This is a genomic window from Amycolatopsis sp. cmx-8-4, assembly GCF_046548675.1.
Lineage (GTDB): Bacteria > Actinomycetota > Actinomycetes > Mycobacteriales > Pseudonocardiaceae > Amycolatopsis.
Map to the genome: position 1 here is coordinate 92,463 of NZ_JAEBDZ010000021.1, position 17,276 is coordinate 109,738.

The window sequence follows — 17,276 nt, forward strand, 5'->3', positions numbered from 1 at the left end:
TTCAATAGGGGGACGTCGTGGACACCACCGGCATTCCGCACCGGCCGGGCCGCCTGCCGGTGATCGGCGACCTGATCGGGGCCAACCCGCGCACGCCGCTGCAGGACACCCTGCGCATCGGCCGGAAGATCGGGCCGGTCTTCACCCGCAAGGTCTTCGGCTTCGAGATCGTCTTCGTCGGCGGCGTCGACCTGGTCACCGAGCTGAACGACGAGACGAAGTTCGGCAAGCACGTCGGCATGGGCATCGAGAACCTGCGCGCGGTCGCCGGCGACGGCCTGTTCACCGCCCACACCCACGAGCCGAACTGGCGGCTGGCGCACGACATCCTGCAGCCGGCCTTCTCCGCCGAGGCGATGCGCCGCTACCACCCCGTCATGCTGGACGTCGCCCGTGAGCTCGTCGCGCGCTGGGACGCCGCGACCGGGCCGGTCGACGTCGCCGCCGACATGACCCGGCTGACGCTGGAGACGATCGGCCTCGCCGGGTTCGGCTACCGCTTCGGCTCGTTCGAGCGCGCCGAACCGCATCCGTTCGTCACGGCGATGCTGCGTTCGCTGCGGTTCGCGCAGCTGCAGAACGTCAAGCTGCCGTTCGTCCGGCGCGCGTTCGCCGGGACGGCCGAGCAGAACAAGGCCGACATCGCCGTCATGACCGACCTCGTCGACGAGGTCATCGAGGGACGCCGCACCAGCGGCGAGGAGAGCCGCGACCTGCTCGGCCTGATGCTCACCGAGGGCCACCCGGCGACCGGGGAACGCCTGGACCCGATCAACATCCGCAACCAGGCGATCACGTTCGTCGTCGCCGGCCACGAAACGACGTCGGGCGCGCTCTCGTTCGCGTTGTACTACCTGACGCGCCACCCCGAACTCCTGGACAAGGCCTGTGCCGAAGTCGACGCTGTGTGGGGTGACCGCGAGCCCGCCTTCGGAGACGTCGCGAAGCTGCGTTACGTGCGCCGCGCGCTCGACGAGGCGATGCGGCTCTGGCCGACCGCGCCGGGCTACTCGCGCGAAGCCCGCGAAGACGTCGTCCTCGGCGGGAAGTACCGGCTGCGCAAGGGCGACTGGGTGATCGTGCCGCTGCCCCTGGTCCACCGTGACCCGGCGGCCTGGGGCCCGGACCCCGAGGCGTTCGACCCGGACCGCTTCGAGCCCGCGGCCGTGAAGAAGCGGCCGGCGCAGGCGTACAAGCCGTTCGGGACGGGCGAGCGCGCCTGCATCGGCCGCCAGTTCGCGCTGCACGAAGCCGTGCTGGCGCTCGGCATGGTGCTGCAGCGCTACGACTTCGAGGCCGACCCGTCGTACGAACTCAAGATCGCCGAGTCCTTGACGCTCAAGCCGAGCGGCTTCACCTTGCGCCCCCGGGTGCGGGAGCGGGCGACTGCGAGGGCTTAGGACCGCAGGTAGCGCACCTGCGTGCCCTTGGACCGCTCGAACTCGTCGCGCCCGGCGAGGTGCTCGGGCACGCCGACCTCCCACCAGGCCCCGGCTTCGGTCCACGCCGACGGCTGCGTCTTGACGACCACGACTGCCGGGCGCTTCTCGGCCACCGCGGCCTCGCGGGCCTGGGCGTACGCCGAGCGGACGTCGTCCACTGTGGACGCTGTGAACACCAAGCAGCCCAACGACTCCGCATGGCGAGCGAAGTCGACGCGCGGCGGTGACGCGTGTGAAGTCGTGCAGTCGGCGTAGAAGTTGTTGAACGGCTTCCCGCCCTGCCCCTGCTGGAGCCGCGCGATCACCGCGTAGCCGTCGTTGTCGCACACCACTGCGACGAACGGGTGCCCGGCGAACGCGGCCGAAAACAGCTCCGAGTTCAGCATCAGGTAGGAGCCGTCGCCCAGCAACGTCGTGACCAGACCGTCGTGGGCGATCGCCGCGCCCCACGCGCCGGACAGCTCGTAGCCCATGCACGAGAAGCCGTACTCGACGTCCATCGACACCGAGCCGGACCCACGCCAGCCGCCGATCAGCTCGCCCGGCATCCCGCCCGACGCCGTCATGACGTAGTCGTCCGCCGCGGACAGGTCGTTCACCACGCCGACGACCTGGGCGTACGACGGGATTTCCGACGCCGCCGACCGCAGCGAGTCGACGTGCGCGTCCCACTTCGCGCGCTCGGTCGCCGCTCGCGACGTCCACGCCGGGTCCACCCGCCAGCTCTCCAGCTGCGCACCGAGATCGGCCAGGCCCGCGTCCGCGTCGCCGACCACGGACAGGGCACCGTGCTTGACCGCGTCGAAGCGGGCCGCGTTCAGCGTGACCAGCCGGACGTCGGGGGAGAAGACCGTCCAGGACGCCGTCGTGAAGTCCTGCAGCCGGGTGCCGACGGCCAGGACGACGTCCGCCTCGGCCGCGACGACGTTCGCCGACGTCGAGCCGGTGACGCCCAGCGGGCCGGCGTTGAGGGCGTGCGTGTGCGGCACCAGCGTGCGGCCCGCGGTGGTCTCGGTGACGGGAATGCCGTGCTGCTCGGCGAAGTCCAGCGCGCGCCGCCCGGCGCCGGAGTACCGGACGCCACCGCCGAGCACCAGCAGCGGCCGCTTGGACGCGCGCAGCACCCCCGCGGCCTCGGTGACGGCCCGGCGGTCCGGGCGCGGGCGCAGCGGCCGGTGCGTGACCGGCTCGAACAGCGCCTCCGGGAAGTCGTACGTCTCGGCCTGGACGTCCTGCGGCAGCGCCAGGACGACCGGGCCGGCGTCGGCCGGGTCCGTCAGCACCCGCGCGACCTGCGGCAACGCCGAGAGCAGCTGCTCGGGCCGGGTGATGCGGTCGAAGTAGCGGCTGACCGCGCGGAAGGCGTCGTTGACCGTCGCGGTGCCGTCGCCGAAGGGCTCGATCTGCTGCAGCACCGGGTCCGGCGCGCGGCTGGTGAACGTGTCACCCGGCAGCAGCAGCACCGGCAGCCGGTTCGCGTGCGCGACCCCGGCGGCGGTGACCATGTTCAGCGCGCCCGGCCCGATCGACGACGTCACGACGCCGACCTGCCGCCGGTGCGTCGCCTTCGCGTAGCTGACCGCGGCCAGGGCCATGCCCTGCTCGGTGTGCCCGCGCCAGACCGGGATCTCGCCGCGGTGCTCCTCCAGCGCGGTGCCGAGCCCGAGGACGTTGCCGTGCCCGAAGATCGCGAACACCCCCGGGAACAGCGGCACCTCACGGCCGTCGAGGGTTTCCGAACGCTGCGCGAGGATCCACTTGACCAGCGCCTGAGCCGTCGTCAGCTTCACCGGACCCGCCCTTCGTGGTCGGTCACCGGGCAGCGCGGGTCGAGGTCCTCGGGCTTCCAGGTGTCGCGGATCCAGCTGTGCGCCGGGTCGTCGCAGAACGCCATCGACCGCTCGTCCGCCGGTCCGGCGAGGACGTTCAGGTAGTACATCGGGTAACCGGGCGCCGCGACGCACGGGCCGTGGAAACCCCGCGGGATCAGGAAGACGTCGCCGTCGCGGACCGCGACGTCCTCGTCCAGCTCACCGTCCGCGGTGTACGTCCGGTGCAGGCCGAAGCCCTCGCGTGACGGCGTCACGCCGTCCCGCCCCGCGATCCGGAAGTAGTAGATCTCCTCGTTGACGACCTCGCACTCGGACGCCTCGTCGTGCTTGTGCGGCGGGTACGACGACCAGTTGCCGCTCGGCGTGATCAGCTCACACGCGTTGAGCTTGTCCGCGTGGTCCCACACCCCGGGCACGCCGAAGTTGGTCACCTGCCGCGTCGCCTGCCCGCTGCCGCGGACCTCGACCGGGACGTCTTCCGCCGGCCCGTACTTCGGTTCGAGACGGCGGGTGCAGCGGGCCATCGGCAGGGCCACCACCGCGCCGGTGGCCGACGTCAGCTCGACCTCGGCGTCGCGGGGGACGTAGGCGAAGTCCGTGACGCGGGTGAACACCGAGTCACGGCCTTCCAGCTCGAACTCCTCGTCGTCGACGCGGACCGTGAGCGAGCCGGACAGCGGCAGCACGAACGCCTCGAACTCGCCGGTCTCGATCGTGCGCGGGAGCCGCCGGCCGATCTTGAGCACCTGCAACCCGGTGTACGCCCAGCCCGCCGCTTCCGGCGTCAGCACGATCGGGTCGGAGTCCTCGGACAGGGTCCCGTGTGGACGGTGCAGCGTGCTCACTTCGCGGCCTCCAGGACCTTCGCGGCGGCATCGACGGCCGAGCCGACGTCGCCGCCGGGCGGGTAGAGCAGGGTGCGGCCGACGACCAGGCCGCGCACGACGTCGTGGCGCAGCGTCCGGCCCCACGACGCCAGGTCACCGGCCGGATCACCGGACGGCACGCCGCCGAGGATGACGACCGGGAGCGTCGTCGCGCCGAGGACCTCGGGCGAGTCGGTGGACGGCAGCTTCAGCCAGGTGTGCGCCGACGTCGTGCCGATGCCGGACGCGACCGTGACCGCCCGGGCCAGCGACGCGGGATCCTTCTGCAGCACCAGTTTCCCGCCTTCGCGGGTGTAGGGCAGCGGCTCGACCATCGCCATCAGCCCGTACGCGGCCAGCTCGGTGACGGCGGTCGCGCACGCCTGCAGCGTCGGGATGGTGCCCGGGTCGGAGTCGACCAGCCGCAGCAGCATCTTGCCGCCGTCGAGCCCGCAGTCGATCAGGCTCGCGGCGTCGTAACCGGTGAACCGGTCGTCGATCTCCCAGTCGGCGCCGGCCAGCCCGCCGCGGTTCATCGACCCGATCACGACCTTGTCGTGCAGCGCGCCGAGCAGCAGCAGCTCCTCGACGACGTCCGGGGTGCCGAGCAGCCCGTCGACCGCCGGGTTCGCCAGCGCGACGAGCAGCCGGTCCAGCAGCGTCCGCCGGTCGGCCATGGCGAGGGGGTCCTCGCCGACGCCCAGCGCGCCGCGGGCCGGGTGGTCGGCCGCGACCAGGAACAGCGTCCCGGTGTCGGACAGCAGCTTCGAACGCCGTTTGCGCGTCGCGTACGCCTGGCGGACCGCGCCGGGGTTCGTGGCCCGGGTGTGCAGCAGCTCGCGCCAGCGGTCGTCGGTCAGCAAGGTCGTCACAGCAGCTCCTCGATCTCGGCGGCGGTCGGCATCGCGTCGGCGCACGCCAGCCGGGACGCGACCAGCGCGCCCGCCGCGTTGGCGTACTCGGCGATCCGCACCGGGTCCCAGCCGGACAGCAGCCCGTGGATCAGGGCGCCGCCGAAGCCGTCACCCGCGCCGAGGCCGCAGACGACGTCGATGCGCTGCGGCGGCACGGTCCAGCGGCCGTCCGGGGTGGCCACCAGCACGCCGTCCGCGCCCTTCTTGATCACCGCGAGCCGCAGCCCGCGCTCCAGCATCCGGTCCGCCGCCTCGTCCGGGTCCGCGGTGCCGACGGCGACCTCCACCTCGGTCCGGTTGCCGACCGCGACCGTGACGTGGTCCAGCATCGAGCCGATTTCCTCGCGTGCCTGCTCCACCGACGTCCAGAACATCGGCCGGTAGTCCAGGTCCAGCACGGTGTGCTCGCGGCGGCCCCGGACTTCGAGGATCTTCCGCTGCGTCGCCCGGGCCGGTTCGATCGAGACGCCCGTGCCGGTGACCCACAGCAGCGGTACCGACTCCACGACGTCCCACGGCACGTCCGCCTCGGTGAGCGTGAGGTCGGGCGCGACGGGGGAGCGGTAGAACAGCAACGGCGGGTCCGCGGGCGGGTTCAGCTCGCAGAACACCACCGGCGTCAGCAGATCCGGCGAAGTGCCCACATAGGACGGTGAGACGCCGAAGCCGCTCAGGGCCTGCCGGACGTAGTCGCCGAAGCCGTCCGGGCCGACCTTGGTCAGCACCGCCGCCGACCGCCCGAGCCGCGCGGCGGCGACCGCGACGTTGGTCGCGGTCCCGCCGAGCGACTTGGCGAAGGTGCTGACGTCGGCCAGGGGGACGCCGCTCTGCTCGGGGTAGAGGTCGACGCCCACCCGGCCGATCGTCAGCGCTTCGAGTGTCACGCCTTCTCCACCTGCCGCAGTTCGTGTTCGAGCGCTTCCAGCTCCGCACCGCCCGCCATCTGCCGGGTCAGCTCGTTGATGTCGATGTCCTTCTTCTCGTACGAGCCGAGCGGCGCACCTCGCTTGAGCAGCAGGAAACGGTCGGCGACCGGGAACGCGTGGTGCGGGTTGTGCGTGATCAGCACGACGCCGAGCCCGCGGTCGCGGGCCTGCGCGACGTACTTGAGCACCACGCCGGCCTGCTTGACGCCCAGGGCCGCCGTCGGCTCGTCGAGGATCAGCACCTTCGCGCCGAAGTAGACCGCCCGCGCGATCGCGACGCACTGGCGCTCACCACCGGAGAGCGTGCCGACCGGCTGCTCGACGTCCCGCAGGTCGATGCCCATGTCGGACAGCGCCTGCTTGGTCGTCTCGCGGCCCTTCTTGCGGTCCAGCGCCTTGAACGGGCCGAACCCCACCGTCGGCTCCGAGCCGAGGAAGAAGTTCCGCCAGACGCTCATCAGCGGCACCACCGCGAGGTCCTGGTACACGGTCGCGATGCCGTGATCCAGCGCCTCGCGCGGCGAAGCGAACTTCACCGGTGTGTCCTCGACCAGGAACTCGCCGCGGTCGTGCTGGTGCACCCCGGCCAGGATCTTGATCAGCGTGGACTTCCCGGCGCCGTTGTCGCCGAGCACGCAGGTCACCTCGCCCGCGTTGACCACAGTGGACACGTCGCGCAGCGCGATGACGCTGCCGTAGGTCTTGCCGATGTCCCGTACTTCCAGCAGAGGACTCATCGCCGCACCCTTTCCGCGCGCCGCCGGAAGGCGTTGTTGACCAGGACCGCGGCCAGCAGCATGACCCCGAGGAACAGCATGAACCAGTCGCTGTTCCACTGGGCGAACACGATGCCCTGGCGGGCCATGCCGAAGATCAGCGCGCCGATCGCCGCGCCCACGGCCGAGCCGAAGCCGCCGGTGAGCAGGCAGCCGCCGATCACCGCGGCGATGATGAACTGGAACTCCAGCCCGATGCCCTGGTTGGCCTGCACGCTGGCGAAGCGCAGGATGTTGATCGAGCCGACCAGCCACGCGCCGGCGGCGGTGCCCATGAACAGCAGGATCTTCGTGCGCACCACCGGCACGCCGACCGAGCGGGCCGACACCTGCGACCCGCCGACCGCGAAGATCCAGTTGCCGAACCGGGTCCGCAGCAGCAGCCACGCGGCGATCGCCGTCACCACGATCCACCACACGATCGACGACTGGAACTCCGTGCCGCCGATGTCGAACGTCGACGCGAACAACCCGCCGGCCGACTCGTAGCCACTGGCCGAGCGCATCCCCGACACCTGGACGGTGTCGGTGACCAGCCGCGTCACGCCGAGGTTCAGCCCCTGCAGGGCCAGGAACGACCCCAGCGTGACGATGAAGCTGGGCAGGCCGGTCTTCATGACCAGCCACCCGTTGAACGCGCCGACGCCGAGCGCGAACACCAGCGAGACCAGCAGCGCGAGCCAGACGTTCCAGCCCGCCTGCGTCGCCAGGATCGCGGTGACCAGCGACGTCGACGCCGTCATCACACCCGCCGACAGGTCGAACTCGCCGCCGACCATGAGCAGCGCGACCACCACGGCCATGATGCCCAGCGTCGACGAGTCGTCGAGCCAGGTCGCCACGCCGAGCGGGCTGAGGAACTGGCCGGTGACGACCGAGAAGAAGACGAACACCAGGACGGCGCCCAGCAGCGCCCCGATCTCCGGCCGGACGACCAGCCGGTCGGTCAGGCTCTTCTTGGCTATTCGTTCGTCGGGTTCTGCCTGGATCGCTGCGGTCATGTCACTCCCCTTAGCGGGTGCCGCGCTGCGCGTACGGGGCCACGGTGTCGATGTTGGTCTTGTCGACGAAGCCCGGACCGGTCTGCACCGGGTGGCCACCACCGATGGTGTTGCCGTTCTCCTTGTAGAGCTTGAGGAACACGATGGGCAGGTAGCCCTGCTCGTACTGCTGCTGGTCGACGGCGAAGAGGATGGTGCCCGCCTTGATGGCGGCCGCGACGTCGGCGTTCAGGTCGAACGTCGCCACCTGCGCCTTCGAGCTCGCTTCCTTCGCCGCGTCCACCGCGCGGGCCGCGACCTGCGAGTTCAGCGCCAGGACCGCGTCGATCGACGGGTCGGCCTGCAGCGCGCCGCGGATCCGCGCCTGCGCGTCGGTCGGATTGGAGATGTCGACCTGCAGCGTGGTGACGGTGCCGAAGGTCTGCTTGGCGCCGTCACAGCGCTGGTTCTGGCCGATGTTGCCGGCCTCGTGGATCACGCAGAGCAGCTTGGTCTTGCCGGCCGCCTTGAGCCGCTGCCCGGCGCCCTGGCCGGCGAGGCCTTCGCTCTGCCCGACGTGCGCGATCGCGCCGAACGCGGCGCTCTGGTCCTCGCCCGAGTTGATCGTGACGACCGGGATCCCGGCCTTGACGGCGTTCTGGATCGACGTCTGCAGTGCCTGCGGGTTCGCCATCGACACGACCAGGCCGCCGACCTTCTGCGCGACGGCGTTGTCGATCAGCTTGGCCTGGTTGCCGGGGTCGCCGTCGGAGTAGTAGTCGACGCCGACGTCGAGGTCCTTGCCGGCCTGCTCGGCGCCGTTCTTGACGACGTTCCAGAACGCGTCACCGGCGCTGCCGTGGGTGACCACGGCGACCTTGAGCGGGCCGCTCGAACCCGGCGGCGCCGCGGCGGACGAATTGGCACCGGAGCTGCTGGTCGAGTTGTCGGCGCTGGGTCCGCTGCAGGCGGCGAGCACCAGGCCGGTGGCGGCGACGGCCGCCACCACGGCGAAGCTTCTCTTGAACGAAAACACAGTCACTCCTTTGGGACCAGTTAGAGGGCTTGCACGATCTTCGCGAGTTCCGTGAGGCTGCGCTCGGTGTCGCGGCGAGGCACGTCGTCGGGGCTCGCCTCGCCCAAGGCGGTGTCCTGTTCGAGGACGTACCAGCCGTCGTAGCCCGCCGCCTGGACGGAGCGCACCATCGACGCCACGTCCACGTCCCCCTCGCCGAGCGGCACGTAGAGGCCCCGCCCGACCGCCTCGGTGTAGCCGAGCCGCCCCGCGCGGACCTCGGCGGCCAGGTCCCCCTTGACGTCCTTCAGATGCACGTGCGCCACCCGCTCGGGAAACCGCTTCGCCAGCTCGACCGGATCGGTCCCGCCGATCATCAGGTGTCCGGTGTCGAGGCACAACCCCAGATCGGAGTCGCGGAGGAAGCGCTCGACCTCGGCCTGCTGCTCCACGTGCGTCCCGACGTGCGGGTGCAGCACCGTGCGCAGGCCGTGACCAGTGGCGATGTCACGGATCCGGCCCGCGGTCTCGACGAGCGTCGCCCATTCGGCGTCGGTGAGCCGCGGGCGTTCGTCGTAGCCGTCGAGCCCGGTCGCGGCGGCGAGCACGAGGACGTCGCCCCCGCACGCGGCGAACAGCGCGGCCGACTCCTCGGCCTCGGCGAGCGCCTTTTCCCGGTCGGCGTGCAGCACGACGGCGAGGAACCCGCCCACGAGCGTCAGGTCGTACTCCCCGAGCAGCGCGCGCAGCTCGGCCGGGTCGCGGGGGAGGTACCCGGGCGGGCCCAGCTCCGTCGCCTGGACGCCGAGTTCCGCCATCTCGCGCAGCACGGTCGGCGCGTCCAGCACGCGGCCCCAGCCCGGGACTTCGCAGACGCCCCAGGAGATCGGGGCGGCGGCGACGCGGATCGTCGCTGACACAGAGGGCCTCCGTTGGTCCGTTGGAGCGCTCTATTGATTAGAGCGCTCTAATCTTGTAGCGTCCGTCACAGCAAAGTCAAGGGCTTGTTTCCGGCCCGTAACCCACAGGCGGGGAGGTGCGGCGATGGTGCGTCCGACCATGGAGGACGTGGCCGCGCGAGCGGGGGTTTCCCGCGCACTGGTCTCCCTGGTGATGAGGAATTCACCGAAGGTCTCCGACGCGCGGCGCACCGCCGTCCTGCGCGCGGCCGAGGAACTCGGGTACCAGCCGCACATCATGGCGCGGTCGCTGGCCAGCCGGACCTCGACGGTGCTCGGCGTGATGGTCAACGACCTGCGCAACGCGTTCTTCGCCGACATCGTCGAAGAGCTGGACAGCGCCGCGCAGGCGGCGGGCTTCGACCTCATCCTCAACACGGGCGGCCGGAGCCCCACGCGCGAGTGGAACGCCCTGCACAACCTGCTTTCCTTCCGGCCGGCGGGCATCGTCCTGCTGTCGCCGGTCGTGCCGGCCTCGGCGATCCAGGTCGCGGCCAAGCAGTGCCCGGTCGTGCTGGTCTCGCGCACCGCCCGCGCGTCCACAGTGGACACGGTGAACGACGACGGCGAGGCGGGCTCCGCGCTGGCCGTCGACCACCTGGTCGGCCTCGGGCACCGGCGCATCGCCCACCTCGACGGCGGTGGCGCGGCCGGGGCGGCGCAGCGGCGGCGCGGTTTCGAGGTCGCCATGCGCGGGCACGGTCTCGAGCCGATCGTCGTGCGCAGCGAACACACCGACATCGGCGGCGAGAACGCCGTGCGGGAGCTGCTCGCCGCGTACGCGCGCCCGGACCTGCCGACGGGGCTGGTCGCCGGAAACGACTTCAACGCCGTGGGGGCGATTTCGGCCCTCGAGGAAGCCGGGCTGCGCGTGCCGGAGGACGTGTCGGTCGTCGGCTACGACAACACGTCGCTCGCCGCGTTGCGCCACCTCTCCCTGACCACGGTGGACCAGCCGCGCAAGGACATGGCGCGGCTGGCCTTCGAGGCCCTGCTCGAACGCGTGCGCGGGGAGCGCACCGAGCCGGTCCGGCACTTGCTGCACCCGTCCCTGGTGGTCCGGTCGACCACCGCACACGCATAGGAGACTCCGTGTCCGAACTCGTCCAGCACTGGATCGACGGCGCCCGCACGGCCGGGGTGTCGTCCCGCCGCGGCGACGTCTACCAGCCCGCGACCGGGGAGGTGGCCCGGCAGGTCGTCCTGGCCGGGCCGGCCGATGTGGACACCGCGGTGGCGTCGGCGGTCAAGGCGTCGCTCGACTGGGCCGACAGCTCGCTGTCCGCCCGCACCCGCATCCTGTTCAAGTTCCGCGAGCTGGTCGACGCGCACCGCGACGAACTGGCCGCGCTGATCACCGCCGAGCACGGCAAGGTCCTGTCGGACGCCGCGGGCGAGGTGCAGCGCGGCCTGGAGGTCGTCGAGTTCGCCTGCGGCATCGCCCAGGTGCTCAAGGGCGAGCACTCCGACCAGGTCTCCCGCGGCATCGACGCGTACTCGCTGCGCCAGCCGCTCGGCGTCGTCGCCGGCATCACGCCGTTCAACTTCCCGGTGATGGTGCCGATGTGGATGTTCCCGATCGCCATCGCCTGCGGCAACACGTTCGTGCTCAAGCCGTCCGACCGCGACCCGTCGGCGTCGGTCCGCCTCGCCGAGCTGTTCGCCGAGGCGGGGTTGCCGCCGGGCGTGCTCAACGTCGTCCAGGGTGGCGCCGAGGCGGTCAACGCGCTGCTCGTGCACCCCGACATCGCCGGGGTGTCGTTCGTCGGCTCGACGCCGATCGCGCGGCACGTCTACGAGACCGGGACGGCCGCGGGCAAGCGCGTCCAGGCGCTCGGCGGCGCGAAGAACCACATGATCGTGCTGCCGGACGCGGATCTCGACGGCGCGGCCGACGCCGCGGTGTCCGCGGGCTACGGCAGCGCGGGGGAGCGGTGCATGGCGATCTCGGTCGTGGTGGCGGTCGGCGACCGCGGTGACGACCTGGTCTCCGCGATCGCGTCCCGGACCCGCGAGCTGAAGACCGGTCCGGGCACCGAAGAGACGTCGCAGATGGGGCCCGTGGTCACCGGCGCCGCGCGCGACCGGATCGTGTCCTATGTGGACGCGGGGGAGCAGGCCGGCGCGTCCCTGGTCGTCGACGGCCGGACCTTCGAGGGGCCCGGCGCCGGGTTCTGGGTCGGGCCGACGCTGTTCGACCACGTCACCACCGACATGTCGGTCTACACCGACGAGATCTTCGGCCCGGTGCTGGTGGTCGTGCGCGCGGGCACCTTCGAGGAGGCGCTCGCGCTGGTGAACGCCAACCCGTACGGCAACGGCACGGCGATCTTCACCACCGACGGCCTGGCCGCGCGCGAGTTCGAGCGCCGGGTGCAGGTGGGCATGGTCGGCATCAACGTCCCGATCCCGGTCCCGATGGCCTACTACTCCTTCGGCGGATGGAAGGACTCGCTGTTCGGCGACACCCACGTCCACGGCGCCGAGGGCGTCCGGTTCTACACGCGGGCGAAGGCCGTGACGTCGCGCTGGCCGCGTCAAGCGCAGGGCGTCGACCTGGGCTTTCCGACGCACCGCTGAGTTTCCGACTTTCGCACACAGGAGGGTTTACGACGATGAGGCTGGGACTGGCGGGCACCGGGCGGATCGGCACCGCGCACGCGGAGACGCTCAAGGGGTTCGACGAGGTGGAGTCGGTCGTGGTGGCCGACGTCGACACCGCGCGCGCTCAGGCCGCGGGGGCGAAGCTGGGTGTGGAGGTCGCGGCGAGCATCGAGGGGCTGTTCGCCGCGGGGCTCGACGGGCTGGTCGTCACCGCGGCCACCGACGCCCACCCGGGGCTGATCATCGCGGCCGTCGACGCGGGCCTGCCGGTGTTCTGCGAGAAGCCGGTCGCGGCCGACATCCCGGGCACCCTGGCGGTGATCGACCGGATCAGTGCGTCCGACGTCCCGGTCCAGATCGGCTTCCAGCGCCGGTTCGACGCGGGCTACGCGGCGGCGCGGGCAGCCGTCGCGTCGGGTGAGCTGGGCTGGCTGCACACGCTGCGCGCGACGACGTTCGACCCGGCGCCCCCGCCGGCGGAGTACGTGGCGCATTCGGGCGGGCTGTTCCGCGACTGCGGCGTCCACGACTTCGACATCATCCGCTGGGTGAGCGGCCGCGAGATCGAGGAGGTCTACGCGATCGGCGCCAACCGCGGCGAGCGGTTCTTCGCCGACGCGGGCGACGTCGACACGGCGGCGGCGACCCTGACCCTGGACGACGGCTCCTTGGCGACGGTGTCCCTGACCCGCTACAACGGCGCGGGCTACGACGTCCGCCTGGAGGCGCTGGGTTCGGTCTCCGGCGTGGTCGTCGGCCTGGACGACCGGGCGCCGCTGCGCTCGGTCGAGCCGGGGGTTCCGCCGCTGCCCGGTCCGGCGTACCCGGGCTTCATGGAACGCTTCCGCCCCGCGTACACGACGGAACTGCGCGCGTTCCTCGACGTCGTAGCCGGCCGCGCCCCTTCGCCGTGCGTCGCGGCCGACGCGCTCGAAGCGTTCTACATCGCCGAAGCGTGCGAAGTCTCGCGCCGCGAGCGCCGTCCGGTGAAGCTGACAGAGGTCCGCCGCTGACGTTGTGATTGCGAAGCCGACACGCGTGATTGGGGGGACGACACGCCGCGAGCTGGTCGTGTCGTCCCTTCGATCACGCGAGTCGACCCGCCAATCACGCGTGTCGACCCTCTGATCACGGGCGGAGGAGCTTGCGGACTGTGCGTTCCACCAGGTCGGCGGCCTTCGGCGGGGGAGTGCGGCCGGTCGAGAGGTAGCGGTGGACGATCGCGCGCGGGATCTCGACCAGGGCCAGCACGACGTCCTCGTCGGTGCAGCCGGTGAGCGGGGGCAGCGAGAGCGTCGCCCGTTTCAGGGCCGTGCGGAGTTCCTCCTCCGCGGTGGTCAGGGCCGTGGCGGCTTCGGGGGTCCAGTCGGCGGGGCCGAAGGCCTGCTTGCCCGCGTCGAGGACCCGGGCACCGTCGGGGTGCTTGCGGCACCAGCGGACGACGCTCGTCGCGGCCTCGACCGCCGCGTCCACCGAGGCCGCGTCGCCGAGGGTCTCGACGAACAGGTCCTGGAAGTCCCGCAGGGTGCGGAGCCAGAGCGCGGCCAGCAAGGCCGGGCGGTCCGGGAACCGGTGGTAGATCGAGCCGTTCGGCGCGCCCGCGGCCTTGGCCGTCGCGGCCATCGTGACCGCGCGGGCGCCGCCTTCGGCGAACAACGTCGTCGCGGCGTCGAGGAACTGCGCTGTGGTGTGCGTCGCGGGCCGGCCCATGGTTCTGGAGACTATCCTCTGATACGTTCTGGAGGACAGTCTCCAGAACGGAGGGTTGTGCCATGATCCGCAACGTCCACACCCGGAGGTTCCCGCGGCCGGTGCCGCCGGAGCTGCTGGCCACGCTCGGCACCGAGGACGACCGCCTCTGGCCGGTCGCCGACTGGCCGCCCACCCGCCTCGACGGCCCGCTCGTCCCGGGCACGACCGCCGGTCACGGCCCGGTCCGGTACGTCCTCGAAGAGGTCTCGTCCGACCGCCTGCGGTTCCGCTTCACGGCGCCGACGGGCCTGCACGGCTACCACGAGTTCACGATTGCGGGTGACGCACTGACGCACGTCCTGGAAGGAACCCTGCACGGCTGGGCCCGCCTGAGCTGGCCGTTGGTATTCCGCCCGCTGCACGACGCGCTGTTGGAACAGCTGCTGGACCGCGCCGAACTGGCGGTGACCGGCCGGGTGTCCCGGCCGGTGAAGTGGTCGCGCTACGTCCGTTTCCTGCGCGCACTGGCCCGAAACCGGTCGCGGTCGCCACGGCCGTCCGCCACACTCCGGGCGTGATCCTGACACCACTGGACGAGCCCGCACTGGAGCGGCTGCTGGAGGCCGCCGTCGCCGGCGCGGATCCCCTGGAGGTGATGCCCCCGGTCGACGGCCCACCCGGCTGGACGCCCGGACGCCGCGCGGCGTTCCTGGAGTTCCACCGGGCCAGGTCGCTGCGCCCGGAGACGGCGGTGGAGCGCACCTGGGTGGTCGACGTCGCGGGGACGGCGATCGGCGCGGCCCGCCTGGAACGTCACGGCGACGCGGTGGAGGCGGGCATCTGGCTGAGCCGCGACGTCCGCGGCCGGGGGATCGGCAAGCAGGTGACGGCGTCGCTGCTGGACCTCGCGAAGGACAGCGACGCGACGAGGTTCGTCGCCTCGACCACCGCGCACAACGGCGGAGCCCGGACCCTGCTGAGCGCGATCGGCGCGAACCTGGCCACGGAAGGCGACGACGTGACGGCGGAACTACCGCTGGTCTGACTTCAGCCGGGGCAGGATCTCCGTGCGGACGTACTCGAGCGCATCTCGCGAAGGCTCGATGTGCGGCCCCTGCACCCACCGCACCCCGTGCCGGACCGCCGCGGCCGTGAGCCGCTCCCGCAGCGGGCCCACCACTCCGGCGCCCAGCACCAGCGCGTCCACGACGCCCAGGCGGGACAGCGCCGCTTCCTCCGAAGCGACGCCGTCCGCGGCGAAACCCGCCGCGGACAGCGCCGCCGTCACCCTCGAGACCGTGGCCGGGTTGCGGCCGAACAGCAGCACGTTCATGCCGCCCAGCGTCCAACCTCAAGGGCGCTTGAGGTCAAGACCTCAGTCGAGCTGCAGCTCCGGGGAGTACATCTCGATCCAGTGGTACAGGTCGAGCAGCCGGTCCAGGCCGATGCGGGCACCCGGGTCCATGGTGGCCGAGTCCACTTCGGACACCCGGTGCGCCCAGGCCTTGTCGACCAGGCCGAACACCGCGTGGTTCGGCTCCGCGAGGACCTCCTTGACCTGCTGCTGCAGCGCCGCCGCGTAGCCCGGGTCCTGCGTCGAGGGGTACGGGCTCTTCACCCGCTGGGCCACCGACTCCGGGAGGACGTGCTTGGTCGCGTGCCGCAGGAGGCTCTTCTCGCGGCCGTCGAACGTCTTGAGCGACCACGGCGTGTTGTAGACGTACTCGACCAGCCGGTGGTCGCAGAACGGCACGCGGACCTCCAGGCCCACCGCCATCGACGCGCGGTCCTTGCGGTCGAGCAGCATCCGCACGAACCGCGTCAGGTGCAGGTTGCAGATCGTCCGCATCCGCGCTTCCTTCGCGGACTCGCCGTCGAGGTGGTCCACCGAAGAGACCGCCGTCGCGTACTGGTCCGCGATGTAGGTCTCGAGGTTGAGCTTGCGGACCAGCTCGGGCGTGTAGAGCGACGCCCGGTCCTCCATCATCGAGTTCCGGAACGCCAGCCACGGGAACGTGTCGGCGTTGACGGCCTTCTCGTCGTGGAACCAGCGGTAGCCGCCGAACACCTCGTCGGCCGACTCGCCCGACAGGGCCACCGTCGACTCGCCGCGGATCGCCTTGAACAGCAGGTACAGCGACGTGTCCATGTCACCGAGGCCGGCCGGGATGTCGCGGGCCTTCAGCACCGCGCGCCGCACCGCGGGGTCGCTCAGCTCCGCCGGGTTCAGCATGACGTTCTGGTGCGCGGACCCGACCAGGTCCGCGACGTCGCGGATGTAGGGCGAGTCCGCGGTGTCGCGCATCTCGTCCGGCTTGAAGTTCTCTTCCTGGCCGAAGAAGTCGACGGAGAACGTCCGCAGCTGCTCGCCCTGCTCGGCGAGGTGGGGCGCGGCGAGGCCGGTGACGGCGCTGGAGTCCAGGCCGCCGGACAGCAGCACGCAACGCGGGACGTCGGCGACGAGCTGGCGGTGCACGATGTCGGTCATCAGCTCGCGGACGCGCTCGACCGTGGTCTCCTGGTCGTCCGTGTGCTGCTTGGCGTCGAGCTTCCAGTACGTGCGGGTGCGGATGCCTTCGCGCGACACGGTGACGATCGTGCCGGGCTGGACCTCCTCCATGTCCTTCCACAGCGACCAGCCGGGGCGCTTGGTGAACGCCATCAGCTCGCGCAGGCCGTCGGTGTCGACCACCTTGCGGGCGAGCGGGTTCGCGAGGATCGCCTTCGGCTCGGAGCCGAACAGCACGCCGTCGGCCGTCGGGTAGTAGTAGAACGGCTTGATGCCCATCCGGTCGCGGATCATCACGAGCCGGTCGTCGCGCTCGTCCCAGATCGCGAAGGCGTACATGCCGTTGAGGTGGTCGACGACCTCGTCGCCCCACTGCAGGTAGCCGTGCAGCACCACTTCGGTGTCGCTGTCGGTCTCCCACTTGTGGCCGAGCTTCGTCAGCTCGTCCTTCAGCTCGGTGAAGTTGTAGGCCTCACCGCTGTAGACCATCGCGACGTCGCCGTTCGGCGTGTGCACGGACATCGGCTGCCGGCCGCCGGGCAGGTCGATGATGGCGAGGCGCCGGTGGCCGAGCGCGACGTGCTTGCGCACCCAGGTACCGACGCCGTCCGGACCACGGCAGGCCATGGTCTCCGTCATGGCGTCCACGACGTCCTGCCGGCGCGTGAGGTCGGCGTCGTAGGAAACCCAGCCGGCGATACCGCACATACGGACCCCTCCAAGCTTTTACTTAGCTAGTACAACTATCGGTAACACAGGTG

The 17,276-nt window shown here is 71.4% G+C and carries 17 protein-coding genes; 6 read left to right on the forward strand and 11 right to left on the reverse strand.

Annotated elements, in window-relative coordinates; all coding sequences use genetic code 11:
- Positions 1 to 17 precede the first annotated feature (17 nt).
- Complete coding sequence (locus ACLJQZ_RS34780) at positions 18 to 1,400, forward strand: cytochrome P450 (RefSeq protein ID WP_410624228.1); 1,383 nt, start codon at positions 18 to 20, stop codon at positions 1,398 to 1,400.
- Here the strand turns inward: ACLJQZ_RS34780 and iolD are convergent.
- The 8 genes from iolD to ACLJQZ_RS34820 are packed head-to-tail and all read right to left on the reverse strand — an operon-like array spanning position 1,397 to position 9,671.
- Positions 1,397 to 3,232, reverse strand: coding sequence for a 3D-(3,5/4)-trihydroxycyclohexane-1,2-dione acylhydrolase (decyclizing) (iolD, locus tag ACLJQZ_RS34785; protein ID WP_410624231.1), 1,836 nt, complete (start codon positions 3,230 to 3,232; stop codon positions 1,397 to 1,399). The two genes, ACLJQZ_RS34780 and iolD, sit on opposite strands and share 4 nt — an antisense overlap.
- Positions 3,229 to 4,119, reverse strand: a complete 891-nt coding sequence (iolB, locus tag ACLJQZ_RS34790) for a 5-deoxy-glucuronate isomerase (protein ID WP_410624233.1) — start codon at positions 4,117 to 4,119, stop codon at positions 3,229 to 3,231. The genes iolD and iolB overlap by 4 nt, the downstream gene beginning before the upstream one ends.
- Positions 4,116 to 5,012 (reverse strand): aldolase, encoded by an 897-nt coding sequence (locus tag ACLJQZ_RS34795; protein ID WP_328646599.1) that lies wholly within the window; start codon positions 5,010 to 5,012, stop codon positions 4,116 to 4,118. The genes iolB and ACLJQZ_RS34795 overlap by 4 nt, the downstream gene beginning before the upstream one ends.
- Complete coding sequence (gene iolC, locus ACLJQZ_RS34800; protein WP_410624235.1) at positions 5,009 to 5,938, reverse strand: 5-dehydro-2-deoxygluconokinase; 930 nt, start codon at positions 5,936 to 5,938, stop codon at positions 5,009 to 5,011. Before iolC ends, ACLJQZ_RS34795 begins: the two co-directional genes overlap by 4 nt.
- Entirely contained in the window at positions 5,935 to 6,717 is a 783-nt protein-coding gene (locus ACLJQZ_RS34805; RefSeq protein ID WP_326947106.1) for an ATP-binding cassette domain-containing protein, read from the reverse strand. Before ACLJQZ_RS34805 ends, iolC begins: the two co-directional genes overlap by 4 nt.
- Positions 6,714 to 7,757, reverse strand: coding sequence for an ABC transporter permease (locus tag ACLJQZ_RS34810; protein ID WP_247062287.1), 1,044 nt, complete (start codon positions 7,755 to 7,757; stop codon positions 6,714 to 6,716). Before ACLJQZ_RS34810 ends, ACLJQZ_RS34805 begins: the two co-directional genes overlap by 4 nt.
- Before the next feature lie 10 nt (positions 7,758 to 7,767).
- The gene (locus tag ACLJQZ_RS34815) at positions 7,768 to 8,772 is read right to left on the reverse strand and encodes a sugar ABC transporter substrate-binding protein (RefSeq protein ID WP_410624237.1); all 1,005 of its coding nucleotides are present in this window, start codon (positions 8,770 to 8,772) and stop codon (positions 7,768 to 7,770) included.
- A 20-nt stretch (positions 8,773 to 8,792) separates the two neighbouring features.
- Positions 8,793 to 9,671: a TIM barrel protein gene (locus ACLJQZ_RS34820; protein ID WP_410624239.1), complete on the reverse strand. Its 879-nt coding sequence runs from the start codon at positions 9,669 to 9,671 to the stop codon at positions 8,793 to 8,795.
- 124 nt (positions 9,672 to 9,795) lie between these two features.
- On the opposite strand from ACLJQZ_RS34820, the gene ACLJQZ_RS34825 reads away from it, so the two are divergent.
- Genes ACLJQZ_RS34825 through ACLJQZ_RS34835 form a run of 3 tightly spaced genes read left to right on the forward strand, consistent with a single transcriptional unit; the run spans position 9,796 to position 13,327 of the window.
- Positions 9,796 to 10,794 carry a LacI family DNA-binding transcriptional regulator gene (locus tag ACLJQZ_RS34825; RefSeq protein WP_410624240.1) on the forward strand — a complete coding sequence of 333 codons (999 nt, stop codon included), beginning with the start codon at positions 9,796 to 9,798 and terminating at the stop codon, positions 10,792 to 10,794.
- An 8-nt stretch (positions 10,795 to 10,802) separates the two neighbouring features.
- On the forward strand, positions 10,803 to 12,290 hold the full coding sequence (locus ACLJQZ_RS34830) for a CoA-acylating methylmalonate-semialdehyde dehydrogenase (protein ID WP_410624242.1): 1,488 nt from the start codon (positions 10,803 to 10,805) through the stop codon (positions 12,288 to 12,290).
- 35 nt (positions 12,291 to 12,325) lie between these two features.
- A complete protein-coding gene (locus ACLJQZ_RS34835; RefSeq protein WP_410624244.1) occupies positions 12,326 to 13,327 on the forward strand; it encodes a Gfo/Idh/MocA family oxidoreductase in 1,002 nt (333 codons plus the stop codon).
- A gap of 115 nt (positions 13,328 to 13,442) precedes the next feature.
- On the opposite strand, the gene ACLJQZ_RS34840 is transcribed toward ACLJQZ_RS34835, so the two are convergent.
- Positions 13,443 to 14,024, reverse strand: a complete 582-nt coding sequence (locus ACLJQZ_RS34840; RefSeq protein WP_410624246.1) for a TetR/AcrR family transcriptional regulator — start codon at positions 14,022 to 14,024, stop codon at positions 13,443 to 13,445.
- A gap of 62 nt (positions 14,025 to 14,086) precedes the next feature.
- Between ACLJQZ_RS34840 and ACLJQZ_RS34845 the strand changes: the two genes are divergently transcribed.
- Together ACLJQZ_RS34845 and ACLJQZ_RS34850 are read left to right on the forward strand one after the other, a co-directional pair.
- Complete coding sequence (locus tag ACLJQZ_RS34845) at positions 14,087 to 14,584, forward strand: SRPBCC family protein (protein WP_410624248.1); 498 nt, start codon at positions 14,087 to 14,089, stop codon at positions 14,582 to 14,584.
- Entirely contained in the window at positions 14,581 to 15,051 is a 471-nt protein-coding gene (locus ACLJQZ_RS34850) for a GNAT family N-acetyltransferase (RefSeq protein WP_410624250.1), read from the forward strand. Before ACLJQZ_RS34845 ends, ACLJQZ_RS34850 begins: the two co-directional genes overlap by 4 nt.
- Here the strand turns inward: ACLJQZ_RS34850 and ACLJQZ_RS34855 are convergent.
- A complete protein-coding gene (locus ACLJQZ_RS34855) occupies positions 15,037 to 15,339 on the reverse strand; it encodes a hypothetical protein (RefSeq protein WP_410624252.1) in 303 nt (100 codons plus the stop codon). The genes ACLJQZ_RS34850 and ACLJQZ_RS34855 overlap by 15 nt on opposite strands.
- A gap of 42 nt (positions 15,340 to 15,381) precedes the next feature.
- Positions 15,382 to 17,223, reverse strand: a complete 1,842-nt coding sequence (asnB, locus tag ACLJQZ_RS34860; RefSeq protein ID WP_410624254.1) for an asparagine synthase (glutamine-hydrolyzing) — start codon at positions 17,221 to 17,223, stop codon at positions 15,382 to 15,384.
- Positions 17,224 to 17,276: the final 53 nt, after the last annotated feature.

Excerpts from the sequence above, each read along its gene's own strand:
- ACLJQZ_RS34805 (WP_326947106.1), bottom strand. The coding sequence starts at position 6,717 with ATGAGTCCTCTGCTGGAAGTACGGGACATCGGCAAGACCTACGGCAGC.
- ACLJQZ_RS34810 (WP_247062287.1), bottom strand. The coding sequence starts at position 7,757 with ATGACCGCAGCGATCCAGGCAGAACCCGACGAACGAATAGCCAAGAAG.
- ACLJQZ_RS34825 (WP_410624240.1), top strand. The coding sequence starts at position 9,796 with ATGGTGCGTCCGACCATGGAGGACGTGGCCGCGCGAGCGGGGGTTTCC.
- ACLJQZ_RS34835 (WP_410624244.1), top strand. The coding sequence starts at position 12,326 with ATGAGGCTGGGACTGGCGGGCACCGGGCGGATCGGCACCGCGCACGCG.
- ACLJQZ_RS34840 (WP_410624246.1), bottom strand. The coding sequence starts at position 14,024 with ATGGGCCGGCCCGCGACGCACACCACAGCGCAGTTCCTCGACGCCGCG.
- ACLJQZ_RS34845 (WP_410624248.1), top strand. The coding sequence starts at position 14,087 with ATGATCCGCAACGTCCACACCCGGAGGTTCCCGCGGCCGGTGCCGCCG.
- ACLJQZ_RS34855 (WP_410624252.1), bottom strand. The coding sequence starts at position 15,339 with ATGAACGTGCTGCTGTTCGGCCGCAACCCGGCCACGGTCTCGAGGGTG.
- asnB (WP_410624254.1), bottom strand. The coding sequence starts at position 17,223 with ATGTGCGGTATCGCCGGCTGGGTTTCCTACGACGCCGACCTCACGCGC.